Source organism: Zoogloea sp. GW822-FHT05C07 (genome assembly GCF_058800215.1).
In genome coordinates this window covers 450,080-470,627 of record NZ_CM179510.1, presented here as the reverse complement: position 1 = coordinate 470,627, position 20,548 = coordinate 450,080, and the positions used below count along the sequence as shown (strand labels likewise).

General features: G+C 70.0%; 26 protein-coding genes. 25 read left to right on the top strand and 1 reads right to left on the bottom strand.

Translation table 11 applies throughout. From position 1 onward, the window contains the following. The first annotated feature begins 17 nt into the window (after positions 1–17). The 16 genes from fliF (at position 18) to AC3QL2_RS02185 (ending at position 13,365) form a co-directional block, all read left to right on the top strand. Positions 18–1,688 (top strand): flagellar basal-body MS-ring/collar protein FliF, encoded by a 1,671-nt coding sequence (gene fliF, locus AC3QL2_RS02260; protein WP_493233644.1) that lies wholly within the window; start codon positions 18–20, stop codon positions 1,686–1,688. Continuing rightward, the gene (locus tag AC3QL2_RS02255) at positions 1,672–2,703 is read left to right on the top strand and encodes a flagellar motor switch protein FliG (protein WP_493233643.1); all 1,032 of its coding nucleotides are present in this window, start codon (positions 1,672–1,674) and stop codon (positions 2,701–2,703) included. Before fliF ends, AC3QL2_RS02255 begins: the two co-directional genes overlap by 17 nt. Continuing rightward, positions 2,700–3,377 (top strand): flagellar assembly protein FliH, encoded by a 678-nt coding sequence (fliH, locus tag AC3QL2_RS02250; RefSeq protein ID WP_493233642.1) that lies wholly within the window; start codon positions 2,700–2,702, stop codon positions 3,375–3,377. The genes AC3QL2_RS02255 and fliH overlap by 4 nt, the downstream gene beginning before the upstream one ends. Next, a complete protein-coding gene (gene fliI, locus AC3QL2_RS02245; protein WP_493233640.1) occupies positions 3,374–4,684 on the top strand; it encodes a flagellar protein export ATPase FliI in 1,311 nt (436 codons plus the stop codon). The genes fliH and fliI overlap by 4 nt, the downstream gene beginning before the upstream one ends. Beyond that, a complete protein-coding gene (locus tag AC3QL2_RS02240) occupies positions 4,681–5,127 on the top strand; it encodes a flagellar export protein FliJ (RefSeq protein ID WP_493233638.1) in 447 nt (148 codons plus the stop codon). The genes fliI and AC3QL2_RS02240 overlap by 4 nt, the downstream gene beginning before the upstream one ends. 96 nt (positions 5,128–5,223) lie before the next feature. Further along, positions 5,224–6,615, top strand: coding sequence for a flagellar filament capping protein FliD (gene fliD, locus AC3QL2_RS02235; protein WP_493233636.1), 1,392 nt, complete (start codon positions 5,224–5,226; stop codon positions 6,613–6,615). A gap of 31 nt (positions 6,616–6,646) precedes the next feature. After that, positions 6,647–7,033, top strand: coding sequence for a flagellar export chaperone FliS (gene fliS, locus AC3QL2_RS02230; RefSeq protein WP_493233634.1), 387 nt, complete (start codon positions 6,647–6,649; stop codon positions 7,031–7,033). Continuing rightward, complete coding sequence (locus tag AC3QL2_RS02225) at positions 7,026–7,343, top strand: hypothetical protein (protein WP_493233633.1); 318 nt, start codon at positions 7,026–7,028, stop codon at positions 7,341–7,343. The genes fliS and AC3QL2_RS02225 overlap by 8 nt, the downstream gene beginning before the upstream one ends. Beyond that, positions 7,340–8,782 (top strand): flagellar hook-length control protein FliK, encoded by a 1,443-nt coding sequence (locus AC3QL2_RS02220; protein ID WP_493233631.1) that lies wholly within the window; start codon positions 7,340–7,342, stop codon positions 8,780–8,782. Before AC3QL2_RS02225 ends, AC3QL2_RS02220 begins: the two co-directional genes overlap by 4 nt. Positions 8,783–8,787: 5 nt before the next feature. Continuing rightward, on the top strand, positions 8,788–9,243 hold the full coding sequence (locus tag AC3QL2_RS02215) for a flagellar basal body-associated FliL family protein (RefSeq protein ID WP_493233630.1): 456 nt from the start codon (positions 8,788–8,790) through the stop codon (positions 9,241–9,243). A gap of 6 nt (positions 9,244–9,249) precedes the next feature. Continuing rightward, on the top strand, positions 9,250–9,945 hold the full coding sequence (locus tag AC3QL2_RS02210; RefSeq protein WP_493233628.1) for a FliA/WhiG family RNA polymerase sigma factor: 696 nt from the start codon (positions 9,250–9,252) through the stop codon (positions 9,943–9,945). A gap of 25 nt (positions 9,946–9,970) precedes the next feature. Next, complete coding sequence (motA, locus tag AC3QL2_RS02205; protein WP_493233626.1) at positions 9,971–10,879, top strand: flagellar motor stator protein MotA; 909 nt, start codon at positions 9,971–9,973, stop codon at positions 10,877–10,879. After that, positions 10,872–11,867: a flagellar motor protein MotB gene (locus tag AC3QL2_RS02200; RefSeq protein ID WP_493233625.1), complete on the top strand. Its 996-nt coding sequence runs from the start codon at positions 10,872–10,874 to the stop codon at positions 11,865–11,867. The genes motA and AC3QL2_RS02200 overlap by 8 nt, the downstream gene beginning before the upstream one ends. Positions 11,868–11,898: 31 nt before the next feature. Beyond that, on the top strand, positions 11,899–12,183 hold the full coding sequence (gene flgM, locus AC3QL2_RS02195) for a flagellar biosynthesis anti-sigma factor FlgM (RefSeq protein WP_493233623.1): 285 nt from the start codon (positions 11,899–11,901) through the stop codon (positions 12,181–12,183). Next, on the top strand, positions 12,180–12,638 hold the full coding sequence (locus tag AC3QL2_RS02190; protein ID WP_493233621.1) for a hypothetical protein: 459 nt from the start codon (positions 12,180–12,182) through the stop codon (positions 12,636–12,638). Before flgM ends, AC3QL2_RS02190 begins: the two co-directional genes overlap by 4 nt. Further along, positions 12,625–13,365, top strand: coding sequence for a glycoside hydrolase family 73 protein (locus tag AC3QL2_RS02185; RefSeq protein ID WP_493233620.1), 741 nt, complete (start codon positions 12,625–12,627; stop codon positions 13,363–13,365). The genes AC3QL2_RS02190 and AC3QL2_RS02185 overlap by 14 nt, the downstream gene beginning before the upstream one ends. Here the strand turns inward: AC3QL2_RS02185 and flgA are convergent. Further along, a complete protein-coding gene (gene flgA / locus AC3QL2_RS02180; RefSeq protein ID WP_493233618.1) occupies positions 13,350–14,072 on the bottom strand; it encodes a flagellar basal body P-ring formation chaperone FlgA in 723 nt (240 codons plus the stop codon). The genes AC3QL2_RS02185 and flgA overlap by 16 nt on opposite strands. On the opposite strand from flgA, the gene flgB reads away from it, so the two are divergent. Genes flgB through AC3QL2_RS02135 form a run of 9 tightly spaced genes read left to right on the top strand, consistent with a single transcriptional unit; the run spans position 14,071 to position 20,513 of the window. Then, positions 14,071–14,430: a flagellar basal body rod protein FlgB gene (gene flgB / locus AC3QL2_RS02175; protein ID WP_493233616.1), complete on the top strand. Its 360-nt coding sequence runs from the start codon at positions 14,071–14,073 to the stop codon at positions 14,428–14,430. The genes flgA and flgB overlap by 2 nt on opposite strands. Positions 14,431–14,433: 3 nt before the next feature. Then, positions 14,434–14,853, top strand: coding sequence for a flagellar basal body rod protein FlgC (gene flgC, locus AC3QL2_RS02170; RefSeq protein WP_493233614.1), 420 nt, complete (start codon positions 14,434–14,436; stop codon positions 14,851–14,853). A gap of 1 nt (position 14,854) precedes the next feature. Further along, positions 14,855–15,514 carry a flagellar hook capping FlgD N-terminal domain-containing protein gene (locus tag AC3QL2_RS02165; RefSeq protein WP_493233613.1) on the top strand — a complete coding sequence of 220 codons (660 nt, stop codon included), beginning with the start codon at positions 14,855–14,857 and terminating at the stop codon, positions 15,512–15,514. Between the two features lie 47 nt (positions 15,515–15,561). Next, positions 15,562–16,749 (top strand): flagellar hook protein FlgE, encoded by a 1,188-nt coding sequence (locus AC3QL2_RS02160; protein ID WP_493233611.1) that lies wholly within the window; start codon positions 15,562–15,564, stop codon positions 16,747–16,749. 3 nt (positions 16,750–16,752) lie between these two features. Continuing rightward, the gene (locus AC3QL2_RS02155; protein ID WP_493233609.1) at positions 16,753–17,478 is read left to right on the top strand and encodes a flagellar basal body rod protein FlgF; all 726 of its coding nucleotides are present in this window, start codon (positions 16,753–16,755) and stop codon (positions 17,476–17,478) included. Between the two features lie 12 nt (positions 17,479–17,490). Further along, positions 17,491–18,282 carry a flagellar basal-body rod protein FlgG gene (flgG, locus tag AC3QL2_RS02150; RefSeq protein WP_493233607.1) on the top strand — a complete coding sequence of 264 codons (792 nt, stop codon included), beginning with the start codon at positions 17,491–17,493 and terminating at the stop codon, positions 18,280–18,282. Between the two features lies 1 nt (position 18,283). After that, complete coding sequence (gene flgH, locus AC3QL2_RS02145; RefSeq protein ID WP_493233606.1) at positions 18,284–18,973, top strand: flagellar basal body L-ring protein FlgH; 690 nt, start codon at positions 18,284–18,286, stop codon at positions 18,971–18,973. A 10-nt stretch (positions 18,974–18,983) separates the two neighbouring features. After that, entirely contained in the window at positions 18,984–20,090 is a 1,107-nt protein-coding gene (locus AC3QL2_RS02140; protein WP_493233604.1) for a flagellar basal body P-ring protein FlgI, read from the top strand. Between the two features lie 9 nt (positions 20,091–20,099). Continuing rightward, positions 20,100–20,513 (top strand): hypothetical protein, encoded by a 414-nt coding sequence (locus AC3QL2_RS02135; protein WP_493233602.1) that lies wholly within the window; start codon positions 20,100–20,102, stop codon positions 20,511–20,513. Positions 20,514–20,548 lie beyond the last annotated feature (35 nt).

The window sequence follows — 20,548 nt, the reverse complement described above, 5'->3', positions numbered from 1 at the left end:
ACCCCGGGACGCCGCTCGTGAATCTCTCCCTCTCTCCCGCCCTGGCCCGCCTGCGCACCCCCGGTGGCCTGCCGAAGCTGCCGCCGGGCTTCGTCAAGAGCCTGCTGCCCATCGTGCTGCTGGCGCTGGCGATCACCGCGCTGGTGCTGATGTTCGCGTGGAACGACCAGGCCGGCTACAAGCCGGTGTTCGGCAGCCGCGAGAAGGTGGCGTCGGCCGACATGATCACTCTGCTCGAGGCCCAGGGCATTCCCTACCGCCTGCATCCGGATTCCGGCCAGGTGCTGGTGCCCGCCAAGCGCTTGGGCGAGGTCCGCATGCTGCTGGCCGCCAAGGGCGTGGTTGCCAAGCTGCCGCAGGGGCTGGAGCTGATGGACCGCAACGACCCGCTGGGTGTCAGCCAGTTCGTGCAGGACGTGCGCTTCCGCCGTGGCCTGGAAGGGGAACTGGTGCAGAGCATCATGACCCTCGACGCGGTGGATTCGGCGCGGGTGCATCTGTCCATCGCGCGCTCCTCGTCATTCGTCGTCAATGACGGCGAAAAGAGCACCGCGTCGGTGGTGCTGGCCCTGAAGGCCGGCCGCAACCTGAGCCCCGAACAGATCGCGGCGATCATCAACATGGTCGCCAACAGCGTTTCCGGCCTCGACCCGCAGCGGGTCAGCGTGGTCGACCAGGCCGGCAACCTGCTGTCGGCCCGCGTCGATCTCAGCGAGGGCTTCGAGGGCGCCCAGCTCAACGACGCGTCCCACCGCTTCCGCGACGAAACCCGGCGCAATGCCGACGATCTGCTGACGCCGATGCTCGGCACGGGCAACTTCAAGGTCAGCGTCACCGCCGAGGTGGACAACGATCGCATCCAGGAAACCACCGAACGCTACGGCGAGGCGCCGAAGATCACCAACGAGGCGACGCGCATCGAGAACGGCCGCGATCCGCTGGCGGTCGGCGTGCCGGGCTCCCTCAGCAACCGCCCGGTGAGCGTGAAGGGCGAGGGCGGCAAGGCCGATGAGGAGCCGGAGGCGGCGACCACCAAGAAGAACGCCACCACCCGCCAGTACGCCTACGACCGCAGCGTGACCCAGGTGAAGCGCAGCCGCGGCCGCCTGAAGAAGCTCTCCGTCGCAGTGGTGATGAACAACGCCGCCGCCCCCGACGGCAAGACATGGACGCCGGAGGCGCTGGCCAATGTGGACAAGGTGCTGCGCAGCGGCCTCGGCATCGACGCGGCGCGCGGCGACAGCCTGGTGGTCACCGCCAGCGGCTTCCGCAAGCCGGTGGATGACAGCGTGGCCTGGTGGCAGCAGCGCGACAACGTCATCGAGATGGGGAGTTGGGCGGCCTATGCGATCAGCCTGCTGCTGGCCTTCCTGTTCGTCGTTCGTCCGCTGATGAAGCTGGCCCAGCAGCGCCTGGCGCGGCCCGCCGCCGGCACCGTCACCGAACTGGAAGAGGCGCAGGAGCCCGGCAGCCCGGAACTGGCGGCGCCGACGTCCCCCGCCGCGCTGGCCGCGCCCGATGCCCAGCGCATGCCGGTTGCCGGCCTGCTCGAAAACTACGACCTGCCGGCACCGGGTTCGCCGGTGGATGTGATGGTCGAACACCTGAAGGTGCTGTCGGCGAAGGAGCCGGAGCGCGTCGCCGAAGTGGTCCGCCAATGGATGCAGAAAAATGGCCGAAGCGAATAATCTGCCCGACATGATCGTGCCCGGCGCCACGCCGACGCCGGTGGAACAGGCCGCCATCGTGCTGCTGTCGATGGGCGAGGAGCCCGCCGCCGCGGTGCTGCGCTGCCTGTCCCGCGACGAGCTGCTGGAAGTCACCCAGGTGATGTCGCGGATGAGCGGCATCAAGGTGGAGGTGGTGAAGAGCTCGCTGCAGCGCTTCTTCGACGACTACCGGGAGCAGAGCGGCGTGCATGGCGCCTCGCGCACCTACCTGCGGCGCTCCCTCGACCTGGCGCTCGGTGCCGACATCGCCGGCAGCGTGCTCAACAAGATCTACGGCGACGAGATCCGCCCGAAGATGGCGCGCCTGCAGTGGGCCTCTCCTAAGTGGCTGGCCGAGCAGCTGATCAACGAACACGTGCGCATGCAGGCGGTGTTCCTGGCTTTCCTGCCGGCCGCGCTGGCCAGCGAGATCGTCGATGCACTGCCCACCGACAGCCGCGACCAGGTGCTGCTCAACGTGGCGCGCCTTACCGAGATCGACCGCGAACTGCTGATCGAGTTGGAGGAGATGGTGCTCCGCTGTCTGGACAGCCTGGGCCTGCAGAGCGCCAGCGTGGAAGGCATACGCCATGCCGCCGAGATCCTCAACCGCTTGCCCGGCAACCGCCAGCAGATGGTCGAAATGCTGCGCGCCCACGATCCCGAGATGGTGTCGGAGATCGAGGTCAGCATGTACGACTTCTACATCCTGTCCCGCCAAAACGACGAGCTCATCACCCGCCTCATCGAGGAAGTGGCCCTCGACCAGTGGGCCATCGCCCTCAAGGGGGCCGAGCCGGCGGTGCGCGACGCGATCCTGCGCGCCATGCCGCGCCGCCAGGCGCAGAGCTTCGAGGAACTCATGCGGCGCAGCGGCCCGGTGCCGCGCAGCCGCGTTGAGCAGGTGCGCGCCGAGATCATGGGCCAGGTCAAGGAGCTCGTCGATGCCGGCGAGATCGAGATCCAGCTGTTCGCCGAGGCGACGGTCGAATGAAAGGCCTGCGCCCCTACCGTTTCCCGCCCCTGTCCCAGGTGGCCGCGGCCTCGCCGGCTGCGGCGGCGGAAGCTCAGGCCCTGCTTGCCGACGGTTTCCAGCAGGGCATGGAGCGGGGCTACCGGGAAGGGCATGCGCTGGGCCAGGCCCAGGGCCGCGCGGACGGGATGGCCGACAGCCGTGCCGAAGGGCTGCGCGTCGGCCGCGACGAGGCCCGGCGCGAGGTGCAGGTGCAGTTCGATACGTTGAGCGCGCCGATCGACGCGCTGATCGCCAGCCTGCGTCAGCTGCAGGCCGACTACCAGGGCGCGCTGCGCCGGGAGGTGGTGGACCTGGTCGCCAAGGTGGCCCGCCAGGTCATCCGCAGCGAGCTGGCGCTGCAGCCAGTGCAGCTGCTGGCGCTGGTGGACGAAACCCTGGCGACGATGCCGCCGGCCCGCGAAGGGGTCGAGGTCTTCCTGAATCCCGAGGAGCGCCAGCGCATCCTCGAGCTGGCGCCGGACCGTGCCGCGCGCTGGACGCTGATCGCCGATCCGCGCCTGGAACCCGGCGAATGCCGCGTTCGCGCCGACGGGCGGGAGGCCGACGCGGGTTGCCGCCAGCGCCTGGCCGCCTGCATCGAACAGCTCGAAAGCCATCTCGCCGAGGACGGCGAGGAGGAGGGGCGTCCGTGATCGCCGCCGCGCTGCGCCAGCTCGAATTCGCCGACATCCCGGTGGCCACGCTCACCGGGCGCCTGGTCGGCGCCTCCGGACTGCTGCTGGAGAGCACCGGCTGCGCCTTCCAGACCGGCCAGTGCTGCCGCATCGAGACTGCCAGCGGCGAGTGGATCGCGGCCCAGGTGGTCGGCTTCCGTAATGACGTTTCCTACCTGATGCCCTTCAAGCGCCCCGAAGGCCTGGCCACCGGCGCCCGCGTGCTGCCGGCTGCCGACCAGGGCGGGCTGATGATCGGGCCGTCCTGGCTGGGGCGTATCGTCAATGGACTCGGCGAGCCGGTGGACGGCCGTGGCCGCCTCGGCGGCGAGCATCCGCTGGCGGCGCGGCCGCCGCACGTCCATCCGCTGCGCCGCAAGCCGGTGGAGGGCGTGCTCGACGTCGGCGTGCGCTCGATCAACGGCCTGCTGACTCTCGGGCGCGGCCAGCGCGTCGGCCTGATGGCCGGCAGCGGCGTCGGCAAGAGCGTGCTGCTCGGCCTGATCACCCGTCAGACCGTCGCCGACGTGGTGGTGGTCGGCCTGATCGGCGAGCGCGGCCGCGAAGTGCGCGAGTTCATCGACATGTCCCTCGGCCCGGCCGGGCTGGCCCGCGCGGTGGTCGTCATTGCGCCGGCCGACGAATCCCCGCTGATGCGCCTGCGCGCCACCGAGCTGTGCCACGCCATCGCCGCCCATTACCGGGACCAGGGCCAGAACGTGCTGCTGCTGGTCGATTCCCTCACCCGTTACGCGATGGCCCGCCGCGAAGTGGCGCTGGCCCTCGGCGAACCGCCGGCCACCCGCGGCTATCCGCCGTCGGTGTTCGGCCTGCTGCCGCAACTGGTTGAGAGCGCTGGCAACGGCGAGCACGCGGAGGGCAGCATGAGCGCCATCTACACCGTGCTGGCCGAAGGCGACGACCAGCAGGACCCGGTGGTGGATACCGCCCGGGCCATCCTCGACGGCCACATCGTGCTGTCCCGCGAGCTGGCCGACCGCGGCCATTACCCGGCCATCGACATCGCCCAGTCCATCAGCCGCTGCATGGCGCAGGTGACGACCCACGCGCAGCAGGCGGCGGCGCGGGAGATCAAGGCCCTGTATTCCCGCTACGCCCGCGTGCGCGACCTGCTGCCGCTGGGCGCCTATGTCGCCGGTGCCGATCCGGCCACCGACCGCGCCGTCGCCCTGTACCCGCAGATCGAGGCCTTCCTGCACCAGGGCACGCGGGAGGCCGCGCCCTTTGGCGACACCCTGGCCCGACTGGAGAGCCTGCTGGCATGAGCACCCATCCCAAGACCTTGCGCGGCCTGGCCGCCGTCGTTGACCAGCGCCGCCGCGAGAAGGACAGCCTGGTCGGCGAACTGGCCGGCCGCCGCGCCCAGCTCGAACGCCAGCGCGCCACGCTGACGCGCCTCGAACAGCTGTACGCCAGCGCCAGCGCCGAAGGCCGGGCCTCCGCCCACGTCGTTGCGCTGTCCCTCAACTGCGGCGACTACAAGCAGGCGGTGATGCGCCTCGCCGACAACCAGCGCGACGAGGTGCTGCGCCATGACGTGGACCTGCAGCTGGCCCAGGTCGAGCTGACCCGTGCCGTGCAGCGCCACGAAGCGCTGACCCGCGTGCTGGACGGCAAGCTGCGCGTGCTGCAGCGGGAAGAGGCCCGGGGCGAGCAGAAGCGCCAGGACGAACTGGCCACCCAGAGCTGGTGGCGGGGGCGGGCATGAGCAACGGAATGCACGCGGGATTTCAGTCCGGAGCGGATCCGGTCGCCTTTAACCAGGGCGTATTCCGATCCACTTCTTGCCCCGTAGGAGAGCTCCATGGCTAGCACGAGCATCAATCCGACCTCGATGGCCAATTCCCTGGCCACCGCCTACACCCAGGCCGCCCAGGACCAACTGACCACCCAGACCAACAAGGCGCAGGCCACGTCCACGGCACTGACGTCCCTGCGCTCGGCGCTCAGCACCTTCAACACCGCGTTGACGGCCCTCGGCACGAAGAAGGGGCTGACCCAGAACACGGCCACCTTCAGCAATACGGCGATCGGCACCGCGACGGCCAACGCCACCGCGCAGGCCGGCAGCTATTCCTTCTTCGTGGACAAGCTGGCCACCGGCAGCCAGGTCGCCTACCAGGACCTGCCCGCCGCGGCGGCATCGGAGGGCGGCCCGATCGTCGTGCAGATGCCCGACGGCGCCAAGATCAACGTCACGCTGGCCGACACGGACGGCGACGGCACCATCTCCCAGGCGGAGGTGGCGCGCGCCATCAACCTCGCCCCGGACAACCAGGGCAAGCTCACCGCCGCCATCGTGAGCGCCAACGGCAAGACCCAGCTGGTGCTGACGGCGGCCCAGACCGGCGGCGCCGCCGATCCCGTGACGGGCGTCGTCCCCAACATCAGCATCGACGCCAGCGGCCTGCCTGGCGGCACCCTGCAGACCGCCCTAGGGGCCGCACCGAACGTGCTGGCAGCGGCCCAGAACGCAGTGGTCTGGCTGGGCGCGCAGGGCACCGGCATCAAGCTGGAGCAGGCCAGCAACACCTTCACGTCGATCCCGGGCGTCAGCATCACCTTCAATCAGGCCATGAGCGCCGGCGCCACGCCGGTGACGCTGACGGTGGCCGGCGACGCGAGCGGCACCGCGGCCAATGTGCAGAGCTTCGTCGATGCCTACAACGCCCTCGACAAGGTGCTCGACAGCCTCACCGCGTCCGGCAGCGCCGACGGCAAGACCAGCGCCGGCGTCTTCGCGTCCGACGCCGGCATCCGTGCGCTGCGCGGCAAGCTGAGCAGCATCCTGCGCCAGAGTTTCGGCGGCCTGAGCGTGATCGACCTCGGCGTGACGAGCGACCGCAACGGCAACCTGAGCCTCGACAGCAGCAAGCTGGCCAAAGCCCTGGCGGCCCATCCGGATGGCCTGTCGCAGGTTTTCGGCAGCACCTCCATCACTGGCGGCAGCGGCCTGCTCGGGACGCTCAACGACTACGCCGGCCTGTGGCTCAACAGCGCCAACGGCCTCCTCAAGAACCGCCAGGACTCGCTGCAGCGTGCACAGACCGCGCTGACCGACAAGCAGACCCGCCTCGACGCCACCTTCAAGCTTTACTACGAGCGCTACCTGCAGCAATTCACCGCGCTGCAGACCCTGCAGGACCAGATGAGCCAGACCTCCGACATGTTCAGCAGCCTGAGCACCAGCGGCTGAGCGACTTCATCGAACCACCGGGACCACCACCGTGCATCACTCCGCTTATCAGAGCTATCACAGCGAAAACCTGGCGGCGCAGACCGCTCAGGCCTCGCCGGTCCAACTCGTGCTGATCCTGACCGACGGTCTGCTCGAGGAACTGTTCCGCGCCCGCGCCCACATCGAGGCCGGCCGCTACGAACAGAAGGCCCACAGCCTGGACCGGGCCCTCGGCATGCTCAACGGGCTGGCCAGCGCCCTCGACCTCGACTCCGGCAGCGAGGTGGTGGCCAGCCTCGGCCAGCTCTACGACTACTGTGGCCGCCGTCTATACCAGGCCGGTGTGGCGCTGGACGTGGGCATCGTCGATGAGGTGGTCGGGCTGCTGACCACGCTGCGTAGCGGCTGGGAAGGGATGCAGGCCAGCCATGGCTAAGCGGCTGGATGTCCTGGCCTCGGCGGCAACCCGTCTGCGCGCCGCGACGGCTGCCCGCCAGTGGGTGGCCGTCGCGCGCATCGACAGCGAGATCGCCGCGCTGCTGGCCGAGCTCGGCGCCGGCTGTCCGCTCAGCAGCGCAGAGCGGCAGGCGGTGGACGCCCTTGCCGCCGTGCATCGCATGGCCCGCGAATCCTGCGCCGAGGAGGCCGCCCGGCTCGAGCGGCGGCTGACCGAGATGTGTACCCACCGGGATGGCTGGATGGCCTACGCGATGGCCGAATACGACCAGTGGGAGCGGCGCGCATGAGCATCGTGGTTTCTGACGCCCGGCTGGCGACGGCCCCACTGCCGGCCTTCGTGGCCGCGGCGAGCGCGGATCTCCCGGCGACGCCCGGCAGCACCGACGACAACGGCCTGGAAGGCACGCCCTTCGACGCAGCGCTGCTGGCCTGCCTGGCCGGTCAGGCGGACCCGCAGGCAGTGGCGGGGTCATCACCGTCGGCCGATGCAGCCCCAGCCGACGGCGATGACCCCGCCACTCCGGCAGCCACCGACGACACGCTGGTCGCCCCGCTGCAGGGCATGCCGGCCATGCTCACCGCGTTGCTGCCGCCGTCGCAGATGGTGGTGGCCGCCGCCCAGTCGCTGGCGACGCCGGATGGTGCCGCGGCAAAGACCAGCGCAACCAGCGTCGGCGCCTCCGCCGGGCCGGCGAGCTGGCCGGCCGCGGGCGACGTGGGAAGCAATCCGGCCATCGTCATGGCGCTGGCTGCAGGGCAGGGGACTTCGAGCCCGCTGCAGGCCGCCATGCGGAGCGAGCCGGCGCCGGTAGCCGCGGCGCCGTCCGAGGCCACGCAGTCGCCGGCGACGCCGGATGGTGCCGCGGCCAGGATGAACGCGACCAGCGCCGGCGCCTCCGCCGGGCCGGCGAGCTGGCCGGCCGCCGGTGACGCGGGAAGCAATCCGGCCATCGCCATGGCGATGGCAGCGGGGCAGGAGGCCTGGCGCCCGCTGCCGGCCGCCGCGCGGGGCGAACCGGCGCCGGTGGCCGCTGAGCCGGCCGATGCCGCCCAGTCCGCCGCACCGTCAGTTTCTGGAATGTCCGCCTCGGTCATGCCCGCCGGCGGGTTGCCGCTGCCCGAGCGCAGCGCCGCTGCAGCGGTTGTCGCCGCGATGTCGGACGGCACCGCCGGCGAGGGCGCCCGCGCGCTGCAGGCCGATGGTGCCGACCGTTCTTCCGTTCCCGCTTCCGTGCTGCCCGTCGGCCTCGCCGACGCCGGCACGCCGCGTAGCGCGGATGCGCCACTGCGCCTGCCCAACGGCGATGCGAGCCAGTGGCGCCAGCCCCTCGCGCAGGCCCTCGGCGAGCGGCTGCAGTTTGCCTCCGAGCGGGGCATCGACAGTGCGGTGATCCGCCTCGAGCCGCCGCGCATGGGCAGCATCGAGATCGCCATCCGCCACCAGGACGGCGCGCTGCAGATCAATCTCAGCGCCACCCACAACGAGGTGCTGCGCCAGCTGCAGGACATCAGCGACAGCCTGCGCCACGGCCTCGGCCAGCGCCACGCCGGCGAGGTGACGGTGCAGGTGGCCGCCGACAGCGCCTCGTCCCGTCCGGGGCAGGGCGACGGCGAGCGCCAGCGGCAGCGCCAGGCGCAGTCCGAACAGAACCCCGGCCGTGCGCTTGGCGATGACGAGGCCGACGGCGGGACGGCGTCCTTCCGCCTGGCCCGCAACGAGGAATGAACGAGATGAGCAAACTGAAACGATCCCTGCTGGCGGTGGGCGCGCTGCTGCTGACCGCCGGCGTCGGCGCCGGCGCCGCCTGGTGGGTGCTGCGGCCGCAGGACGGCGGCACCAAGGCCGAGGCGCCGGCCGTCGATCCGCAGGACTACCGCTACATCAACCTGGAGAAGGTGATCGTCATGCTGCGCGGCCACGCCGGCGAGTCGATGAGCCACTACCTGGCGATGGACCTGGTCTTCAAGACCCCGATCAAGAGCGAGAAGAGCACCAAGGAACACTTGCCGCTGCTGCGCAGCGTGGCGGTGATGGAGCTGTCCCGCTACTCCCACGAGAAGGCCTCGACGATGACCCTCGAGGAGTTCGCCGCCAACATCAACCGTGCCTTCAACGACCGCTACGCCCGCGAACACGGCGAGAAGCCCTTCGTCGAGGCAATGGTCAGCAAGCTGATCATCGAGTAAGCGGCCATGGACATGTACGCGGGGTATGCCGAACTGCAGGGGGGCGCCGTCGAACAGCGCTACCTGCTGCAATACGCACCGCTGGTGAAGCGCATCGTGCGCCAGCTGCGCTCCCAGGTGGGCGCGGCGATGGAGCGCGAGGACATGGAGCAGATCGGCCTGCTCGGCCTGCTCGACTGCCTGCGCCGCTACGGCACGCCTGACGAGAAGTTCGGCGCCTACGCGTCGATGCGCGTGCGTGGCGCGGTGCTCGACGAGCTGCGCCGCCAGGACTGGCGGCCGCGCAGCGTGCGCCAGGAAAGCCACCGCCTGCGCGACAGCATCCGCGCCCTCGGCCGCCGCATCGGCCGCGAGCCGAGCGAGGCGGAGGTGATGCAGGCCCTCGGCCTGAGCCCGGAGGTCTATCAGGCGTTCCTGCTCGCCGAGAACGCCGAGGTGCTGGTCAGCTTCGACGAGGTGCTGCAGGAGATGGGCAGCCTGTCCGCCGACGGCCCGTCGCCGGAAGCCCAGCTGGTGCGCCGGCGCAGCATCGAGCAGGCCCTGCAGGCCCTCGACGAGCGCGAGCAGCGGGTCATCCAGCTGTACTACGAATTCGACCTGAGCCTGAAGGAGATCGCGGCGGTGCTCGATCTCACCGAGGCGCGGGTCTGCCAGATCAACAAGGGGGCGCTCCGCAAGATGCGGGCGTGCCTGCAGCACTGAACGCCAGCCCGGCGGAGCGACGCACATGCAACAGCTAATCGGAATCGTCATTGTCCTCGGCACCGTCTTCGGCGGCTTCGTGCTCGGCGGCGGCATCCTGAAGGTCATCTGGCAGCCGGTCGAGCTGCTGATCATCGGCGGCGCCGCCTTCGGCGCGCTGGTCCTCGGCAACCCGCGCCACGTGCTGGCCGAGACCTGGCTGCAGATCCGCCAGATCGTCACCAGCCGCAAGCAGGGGCGCGAGTTCCAGCGTCAGCTGCTGCTGCTGATGTACGAGCTGCTGCAGACCGCCGCCGGCGGTCTCAAGGCCCTCGACGCCCACGTGGAGGAACCCCACAACAGCCCGCTGTTCCGCAACTACCCGCTGATCCTCGACGAGCCCAAGCTGCTGGCCTTCATCGTGGACAACTTCCGCCTGATGGCGATGGGCAAGATCAACGCCCACGAGCTGGAAGGCGTGCTGGAGCAGGAGCTGGAGTCCATCCACGACGAGCTGAATCAGCCCGCCAAGTCCCTGTCGAAGATCGCCGAGGCGATGCCGGGCTTCGGCATCCTGGCCGCGGTGCTTGGCATCGTGATGGCCATGAACACCGTCGGCGAAGGCGCCAATTCGGCGGAGATCGCCGAGCGCGTGGCGGCGGCGATGGTCGGCACCTTCATCGGCATCTTCTTCTGCTACGGCCTCTTCGACCCTCTCGCCAATATGATGAAGCAGGTCGTCACCCAGGAGCTGTCGGCCCTCGAGTGCGTCAAGGTGGTGCTGGTCACCCACGTGTCGGGCAAGCCGGCGCTGCTGTCCATCGACGCCGGGCGGCGCCTGGTGCAGCTCAACATCAAGCCGAGCTTCGCTGAACTGGAGAGCTGGATCATGGCCCTCAGCGGCGATCCGGACGCGGTGATGCAGCGTCGCGGCGGAGCACGCGCGAATGCCTAGCCTGGCCGACAAGAAGCACGGCGAAGCCGTCGTCAAGCGGGTCTCCCGCCGGCACGACGACGAGGGCCACGGCAGCGCCTGGAAGGTCGCCTTCGCCGATTTCTGCCTGGCGCTGATGTGCCTGTTCCTGGTGCTGTGGGTGATGGCTGCCCGCAACGCCGAGCAGCTGGCCGACATCACGCGCACGGCCACCGGCGATCTCATGGAGGACGGCGCGGGCCGCCGGGCGGAGGCGGTGGGCGGGCCGCGCGGCAGCCTGATCGACCGTTTCCCGGTGCCCGACCACGGCGACGACCCCAACGGCAAGCTGCGCTCCACCGGCGACGGCAATGCCGGACGGGAGCCGCTGCTGACCAAGAGCCGTCTCGAAAGCGCGGCCGACATGCAGGAGCTGGCCGAAGTCGTGAAGCGCCTCAGCGCCGACACCGGCCTGGCCGCCAACCTGCTTACCGAAGTGAGCGCCCAGGGCTTGCGCGTGATGCTCCACGACACCGACCAGAGCGGCATGTTCGCCCGAGGCTCGGCGCTGCCCAGCGAGCCCTTCCGCGCGCTGCTGCGCAAGATGGGGCCGCTGTTCGCGCGCATCGAGAACCAGATGCTGATCCTCGGCCACACCGACGCCATGCAGTACGCCGACGCCGGTCCGTCGGCTTATTCCAACTGGACCCTGTCCAACGAGCGGGCCATGCGCGCGCGCCTCAACCTGCTGGCCGGCGGCATGCGCCCGGACAGCGTGCTGCAGGTGGTGGGCATGGCCGACCGCGCGCCCCTCGACCCGAAGAACCCCCGCGCGGCGGTGAACCGCCGCATCGAACTGCTGATCCTGAGCAGCGAGCAGGCCCGCAGCCTGTCCGCCACCTTCGGCATGCCCGCCGCGGTGGCCCCGCTGATCGACGGCGTGAATGTCGGCCTGCCGCGCGCCGGCGAGCATGCGTCCGCCCGCCAGGGCGCCGACGTGCGCAGCCTGCTTGAGGGCGCCGCCCGCTAAGCCCATGCGAACCAAATCCAGAGAGTCCCGAATGAAGATTTCCGGTCCTTCCATCCCCATGACGTCCGCCGCGGCGGCCTCCGAGGTCGCACCGGTCAGCGGCGCGCCCGCCGTCACTCCGGCCTCCGGCGCCGCCGAGCAGGCGCCGCTGCAATCGGCCGTGCTGCAACAGGCGAAGGAAGCCCTGCAGGGCATGCCCGAGATTGACCGCGCCAAGGTGGATGCCCTGCGCGACGCCCTGGCCAAGGGAGAGCTGCCCTTCGACGCGGGCAAGCTGGCCGGTCTGATCGACCGCTACCACGGCAGCCGCTCATGACCCAGCCGACAGAGCCCGCCACGCCCGCCCAGGCGCTGCTCCGCCTTGCCGCCGGCGTGCGTGCGGACGTGGCCGACTACGAGCGGCTGCGGGAACGGCTCGAAGGGCAGTTCGACGCATCCCTGCACCACGACGGCGGCCGGCTGGCCCGGCTCGCCGACGAGATCGTTGCGCTGTGCAACACCCTCGACGGGCGGCGCCAGGAACGCAACGGGCTGCTGCGCGTGTTCTCCGCCGCGCTGAAGGGCCTGCCGCCCGCCGACGCCGTGCCGGCGCTGCTGGCTCACCTGCCTGTCAGCCAGCGTGCCGCCGCCGCGGACGACTGGGCCAGGCTGGGCATGCTGGTGCGCGAGTGCAAGGCCCTCAACGTGCGCAACGGCCGGCTGCTGATGGATCAGCACGAGATCATGCAGCGTGTGCTCAAGGATGGAGACGATGTCTATGCTCCGGCCTGATGCCGCCTTCCGCACCGGCGGCGCCTTCGACGCGATTACCGACGACATCGCGCTGCCCATCGGCATGGCCGGCAAGGGCGACTTCGCCGCGCTGATGCGCGACGTAAACCGGGAGGTGACGGATTTCATCGAAAACGGCGGCGGTGACAGTGGCGCGGTCGGCGGGCTGGATGCGGCGGCCCGCGCCTACCTGCTGCGCCAGGGCCTGGCGCCGGCGGCGGCCGACAGCCCGGCCAGCGCCGGCGTGGCCGCGGACGGGCTGCCAGCGGACAGCCGCGCCTTCCTCGACGCCATCGCACCGCTGGCCGCCGAGACTGGGCGCCGCCTCGGCGTGTCGCCGGAAATCCTGGCCGCCCAGGCGGCGTTGGAATCGGGCTGGGGCCAGCGGCCGATCCGCCAGTCCGATGGCAGCACCACCCACAACCTGTTCGGCATCAAGGCCGGTGCGGCCTGGCAGGGCGACAGCGCGAGCATCGCCACCACCGAATACGAGGGCGGCGCCAAGCTGACCCGCAGCGAGCGCTTCCGCAGCTACGCCAATCCCGGCGAGGCCTTCCGCGATTTCGGCCGCCTGCTGCTCGACAACCCCCGATACAAGGGGGCGCTCAACACCGGCAACGACGTCGCCGCCTATGCCCGCGGCCTGGCCCAGGGCGGCTACGCCACCGATCCCCAGTATGCGGCCAAGCTGGCGCGCATCGCCGCGCGGCTTCAGTCGGGGGATTGAACGATGCCGACCGGCTCCACTTCATTCGCGCCCGTCACCCGCGCCCGGATCACCCGGCCGGTGGCGCTGTTGCGCACACCGATGACGTCGTCGCGCCGCCCGGCCTCGGTGGCTTCGCCGGTCGAGCTGACCAGGATGCCCTGGTTGCGCGCCACGATGGTCACGCTGGCGCCGCGGCGCACCAGCACCGCCGGGGCCAGCGCGCGGCGGTCTACCACTTGCCCCGGCCGCAGCGCGCGCCGGCTGGCCATGCCGACCAGCGCGGCTGGATCGGACAGCGCGTCCTGCAGGCTCACCAGCGTGCGCCGCTCCAGCCGCAGGTCGTCGGCACCGATGGGTTGGCCGCTGTTGAGCTGGCTGGCGGCCACCACGACCCGGGCGCTGACCTCGGCGCGCACCGTGTATGTCTCGCTCCAGCCCGCCGCCGCGCAGTTGGCGACGAAGCGCATGCGCGACGGGAACTGGGTGTCGGCGGGTTCGACGCTGACGGGCTTGGCGCAGGGCTGCGCCTTTGGTGGGCTGCCGACCACCTCGACGGCGAACTGCGGCTCCACGAGCCCCAGGCGCGTCGCTTCGGCATTGAGGAACTGGCGCGCCGCCCGCGCCACGTCGCCGGTGGCGTCGGCCCGGGCCGGCAGGGTGCCGGCGGCCAGCAGGGCGGCGAGCGCGGCATTGATTACGAATCTGGTTTTGGGGGGAAAACGCATGAGTATCGATTTCGACAAGGCTCTTGGAGTCCATGCCGACACGCTGAAGCTGCGTGCCGAGCGGACGAGGATTCTGGCATCCAACATCGCCAATGAAAACACGCCGGGGTACCAGGCCCGCGACGTGGACTTCTCGACCAGCCTCCGCGAGGCGCTGGCGGGGCAGGGCGGCGTGCCCGGCGGCGACGCGGCCGAGCTGCGCTACCGGGTGCCGAACCAGGCCAGCGCCGACGGCAACACCGTCGAGCTGGGTGTCGAGCAGGCGGCGTTCTCCCAGAACGCGTCGGATTTCCAGACCAGCCTGAGCTTTATCAACATGAAACTCAAGGGCCTGGCCCGAGTCATCGAGGGGCAATAAGACATGTCGTTCAGGAGCATTGCACAGATCGCCGGGGCGGCCATGACGGCCCAGAGCCTGCGCCTCAACACCGTGGCCAGCAACCTGGCCAACGCCCAGACCGCCGCGCCCAGCGAGGACAAGACCTACCACGCCCGCAAGCCAGTCTTCGCTACCTATTACCAGGGCGGCGCCGACGGCCAGACGCCGGCCGCCGGCGTGCGCGTGCTCGACGTGGTGCAGAGCAGCGAGCCGGTGCGCAAGGTGTACGAGCCCGGCAACCCCCAGGCCAACGAGGACGGCATGGTGTTCTATCCCAACGTCAACTCGGTGGCCGAGATGACCGACATGATGGAAGCCTCCCGCGCCTTCGAGACCAACGTGGAAGTGCTCGGCCGCGTGAAGGGCATGCAGCAGGCCCTGCTGCGCATGGGGGAGAGCTGAGATGAGCGCCGTTTTCAACTCCGCCACCGGCGCGGCCGGCAACGCCACCGATAGCACCGCCGTCAAGGCCAACGGGCTGGACGCCACCGGCGACATGTTCATGACCCTGCTGGTGGCCCAGATCAAGAACCAGGACCCGCTCAACCCGCAGGACGCCTCCCAGTTCGTGACCCAGCTGAGCCAGCTCAGCCAGACCTCGGCGCTGCAGTCCCTGGTCAGCCAGGGCAAGAGCGCCGCGACGCAGATGGACGGGCTGCAGACCCTGCTGCTCGGCGCCCGCGTCGGCAGCGACGTGGCCGTGCGCAGCGACAGCGTGGAGCTTGGCAGCCAGGCCCTCAGCGGCCGCTTCGAGCTGGCCAGCGGCAGCGGTGCCACGTCTCTGGTGCTGACCGATGCGCTGGGCCAGGCGTACAGCGTGGCCCTCGGCAGCCGCGGCGTGGGCAGCAACAGCTTCAGCATCGACCCGGCCAGCCTGGGCCTGGCGCCCGGCCGCTACGGCATCGCCGTCAAGACCGACGGCGGCGAGACGCCGGCGGTGGACATCACCGGCAAGCTCGAAAGCGTGCGCGTCTCGGCGAGCTCGGGCGTGCTCCTCAAGGTCGCCAACGTCGGCGAGGTCGCCTCGTCGGCGATCACCGGTTTCAGCAGTCCCGCGGGTTGAGTTTTCCGACCGAGCCCAACGAATAGCCCCGTCACAAGGAATCCATCATGAGCTTCGAAATTGCCCTGTCCGGCATCAATGCGGTCAACACCCAGCTGGACACCATCAGCAACAACATCGCCAACTCCAGCACCTACGGTTTCAAGTCGAGCCGCGCCGATTTCGCGTCGGAATACGCCGGCTCCCAGTCCACCGGCGCCTCGGTGTCGTCCCTGACCCAGAGCATCAACGTCGGCGGCGGCGTGCAGAGCACCGGGCGCGCCATGGACGCGGCGATCCTCGGGCGCGGCTTCTTCGTCAGCAAGGACATCGCCGGCCAGTCGGTCTACAGCCGCGTCGGCGTCTTCTCGGTGAACAAGGACGGCTACGTGGTGGACGGCTCGGGCCGCCGCGTGCAGGGCTATGCGGCCATCGCCGGCAGCGCCACGCTGGGCGCAATGGGCGACCTGAAGGTGCCGGCCAGCCAGATGGCGGCGCAGGCCACCGACAAGCTGCAGTACGTGGCCAACATGTCGGCCGACTGGAGCGTACCGGCGGTGACGCCCTTCGACGCGACCGATCCGCAGACCTTCAACGGCTCGATGGTCTCGATGGTGTATGACTCCCTCGGCACCCAGCACAGCGTGACCCAGTATTTCGTCAAGACCGGCACCAATCAGGTCACCGTTCAGTACGGCTTCGACGGCACCACGCTGGCCGCCACCACGCCATTGACCTTCGACGCCGCCGGCCAGCTCACCGCCCCGGCCGCCGCTGTCGCGCTGGCCCTCGGCACGCCGACCGGCGCCGCGCCGCTGACGGTGAACATCAACTACGCTGGCACCACACAGTTCGCCGGCGAGGCCACCACCAGCGCCAACGCCGCCAACGGCTACGCTTCCGGCTCCCTGAGCAGCGTCCAGATCGCCGAGGACGGCGGCATCATGGTCCAGTACAGCAACGGCCAGAAGCAGCGTTCCGGCACCCTCGCGCTGGCGACCTTTCCCGACGAAGGGGCGCTGACGCCGGCCGGCGGCACCAGCTGGACCATGTCCAACGAGTCCGGCACGCCGCTGTTCTTCACGCCCGGCAGCGGCCTGGCCGGCAAGCTGGCCACAAGCTCGCTGGAGCAGTCCAACGTCGAGCTGACCGGCGAGCTGGTCAGCCTGATGACCGCCCAGCGCAACTATCAGGCCAACACCAAGGTGATCTCGGCACAGAGCCAGATGATGCAGAACCTGATGCAGGCGATCTAAGCCATGGACGCGCTGATCTACACCATCATGAGCGGCGCCGAGCGCGCGCTGCACGCCCAGCAGGTGCGCGCCAACAACCTGGCCAACGCCGACACCAGCGGCTTCCGGGCCGACCTGGAGCTGGCCACCAGCCAGGCGGTGGCCGGCTACGGCTACGACAGCCGCCACTTCAGCCAGCTGCAGGCCAACAGCCTCACCATGCGCGGCGGCGGCGTGCGTGAAACCGGCCGCGAGCTGGACGTGGCGATCGGCGGCGACGGCCTGCTGGCGGTGAGCTGGCAGGGCGGCGAGGCCTATACGCGGGCCGGCAACCTGGCCGTCGACGGCGAAGGGGCGCTGACCGCCAACGGGCACCCGGTGCTCGGCGACGGCGGCCCGATCGTGCTGCCGCCCTTCAGCCAGGCGGAGATCGGCACCGACGGCACGATCTCCGTGCTGTCCCCCGGCCAGCGCGACATGCAGCCGGTGGACCGCCTGAAGCTGGTGCGCGCCGACGCTGCCCAGCTCACCAAGAACGAAGCCGGCCTGATCGTCAGCCGCAGCGGCGCGGCCCTGCCGGCCGACGAGACGGTGACGGTCAGCAGCGGCCACCTGGAAAGCAGCAACGTCTCGGCGGTGGAGGAAATGGTCGCGACCATGAGCCTCAACCGGGACTTCGAAATCCAGATGCGCCTGCTCAAATCGGCCGACTCGATGGCCGCCAGCGGCAATCACCTGATCTCCGAATAAAGGAAAAAGACCATGAATCCCGCCATGTGGATCAGCAAGACCGGCGTGCAGGCCCAGGATGCCAAGCTGCAGGCCATCGCCAACAACATCGCCAACGTGAACACCGTCGGCTTCAAGCGCGACCGGGTGGTCATGGAAGACATGTTCTACCAGGTGGACCGCCAGCCCGGCACCCAGAGCAACAACACCGGCGCGAGCTCGCCGGTGGGCGTGCAGCTGGGCAACGGCACGCGCCTGGTCGGCACGCAGAAGGTGTTTACCACCGGCAGCCTGCAGACCACCAGCCAGCCGCTCGACGTGGCCATCCTCGGCAAAGGCTTCTTCCGCGTGCTGCAGCCCAGCGGCGAAGTCGGCTACACCCGCGCCGGCCAGCTGCAGGTCAATGCCGAAGGCCAGCTGGTGAATACCCAGGGCCGCCCGCTGCAGCCGGAGATCACCATCCCCGCCGATGCCACCTCGGTGACCATCAGCGACACCGGCGCGGTGTCGATCACCCAGTCCGGCTCGGCCATCGCCAAGGAAGTCGGGCAGATCACCCTGTCCAACTTCGTCAATCCGGCCGGCCTGCTGGCCCTCGGTGAGAACCTCTACCAGGAGACGACCGCCAGCGGCGCGCCGACCGAGGCCAATCCCGGCGAGGAGGGCCTCGGCAAGCTCAAGCAGGGCGCGCTGGAAGGCTCCAACGTGCAGGTCGTCGAGGAGATGGTGGACATGATCGCCGCGCAGCGGACCTACGAGATGAACACCAAGGTCCTGTCCGCCGCCGACAACATGATGCAGAACCTGGCCCAGGCGACCCGCTGAGATGCCTGCCGCCCACGCCCTGTCACGTCTCCGGAACGGACTGGCCGCCTGTGCGGCCGGCCTGCTGGCCGCGTGCGCGGCCATCCAGCCGGCCCAGATCCCGCCCCTCGACGACGGCACCCGGCCCAACATCCCGGCGCCGATGCCGCGCAAGGCGCGGGCCGGCGGTGTGTTTTCCAGCGAGCTGCCGTGGGCGATCACCGCCGACAGCCGGGCCTTCCGCCCCGGCGACGTGCTGACCGTGCAGCTCGAGGAAACCACCCAGGCCAGCAAGTCGGCGGACACCGCCATCGACAAGAAGAGCGGAGCGACGCTGGCGCCGGTCACCCTGTTCGGCAAGGCGGTGAAGAGCACCGGCCTCGGCTTCGACGCCAACCGCAACTTCGCAGGCAACGCGTCGAGCCGCCAGCAAAACACCCTGCAGGGGGCGATCACCGTCATCGTGCAGGAGGTGCTGCCCAACGGCCTGTTGCGCGTCAGCGGCGAGAAGAGCCTGTACCTGAACCAGGGCGAGGAGCTGCTGCGGCTGGCCGGCTACGTGCGCGCATCGGACATCGACACCGAGAACCGCGTTTCGTCCCTGCGCATCGCCAACGCGCGCATCGCTTACTCCGGGCGCGGCACGCTGGCCGACGCCAATGAGCCGGGCTGGCTGAACCGCTTCTTCAACAGCCCCTGGAGCCCTTTCTGAGAGTCCGTCCATGAACACCTGTCTGCGCCTCCTCGGCCTTGCCGCCGCGCTGCTCCTTCCCGTCCCCGCGGCCCATGCCGCCCAGGCCCTCGGCCAGCTGGTCAGCGTCGAGGGCGTGCGCGAGAACCAGCTGCTCGGCTATGGCCTCGTCGTCGGCCTGCAGGGCAGCGGCGACAGCACCCAGGTCAAGTTCTCCAGCCAGTCGGTGAGCAACATGCTCAAGCAGTTCGGTATCAAGCCGCCGGAGGGCAACGCGTCGCGCCTGAAGAACGTGGCGACGGTGATGGTCAGCGCGGTCTTCCCGCCGGGCTACCGCCGCGGCCAGCAGCTCGATATCACGGTGTCGTCGATGGGCGACGCCAAGAGCCTGCGCGGCGGCATGCTGCTGCTGACGCCGCTGCGCGCCGCCGACGGCGAGATCTACGCGCTGGCCCAGGGCCAGCTGGTGGTCGGCGGGGTGACGGCGCAGGGCGCCAGCGGCTCCAGCGTGACGGTCAATACGCCGACCTCGGGGCGCATTCCCAACGGCGCCACCGTCGAGCGGGAGATCGAGAGTGATTTCGATATCCAGCCGACGATCCGCCTGAGCCTCAAGCGCCCGCATTTCCGCACCGCGACCAACATTGTCGAGGCGATCAATCGCCGCTACGGCCAGCTCGCCACCACCCGCGACGCGACCAGCGTGGACGTCATCGCACCGCCCGACCCGACCCGCCGCGTGGCCTTCGTGGCCGACCTGGAGATGCTGCCGGTGGACATCGGCGAGAACCGCCCGAAGGTCATCTTCAACTCGCGCACCGGCACCGTGGTGATCTCGGAAGGGGTGCGCGTGCGCGCCGCGGCGATCTCCCACGGTTCGCTGAAGGTGGTTATCTCCGAGATGCCGCAGGTCAGCCAGCCGGGTCCCTTCGGCCGCGGCCAGACGATGGTGGTGCCCCAGTCCCAGGTGAAGGTGGAGCAGAGCGGCGGGCACATGTTCAAGTGGCCGTCCGGCGTCAGCCTGCAGGCCATCATCGACACCGTGAACAGCATCGGCGCCAATCCCGACGACGTGATGGCGATCCTGCAGGCCCTCGACCAGGCCGGCGCCATCGACGGCGAGCTGATCGTCATCTAGGAGCGCGCCGTGAAACTGAATTCCGCCAACCCTTCGCCCGCCGCCCCGACCACTGCCGAGAGCGTCCTCGACATGCCGCGCGGCGCCGGGGGCGAAGACGCCGAGCGCGCCCGCGTGGTGGCCGCCGCCGAGAAGTTCGAGTCCTTCTTCATCGCCGACATGCTCAAGCAGATGCGCAGCGTGACGCGGGAGATGGCCGACGAGGACAGCGCATTCCAGAGCCACATCAACCAGGACATGCTGGAGATCGCCGACGGCAAGCTCGCCGACGTGCTCGCCGGGCAGCGCGCCTTCGGCGTGGCCGATGCGATCCTTGCCCAGCTGCTGCCCGATGCGCGCAGCCCGGCGGCCGGTGGCGCGGCGGTGAAGTCCTCCTCCGCCAGCCCGGTGCCGGGCGCGACCCCGTTTAAGTCCCGGCCCTGAGGGGTCGCCTTTCCGTCAGGAAGGGGTTCGCCGCC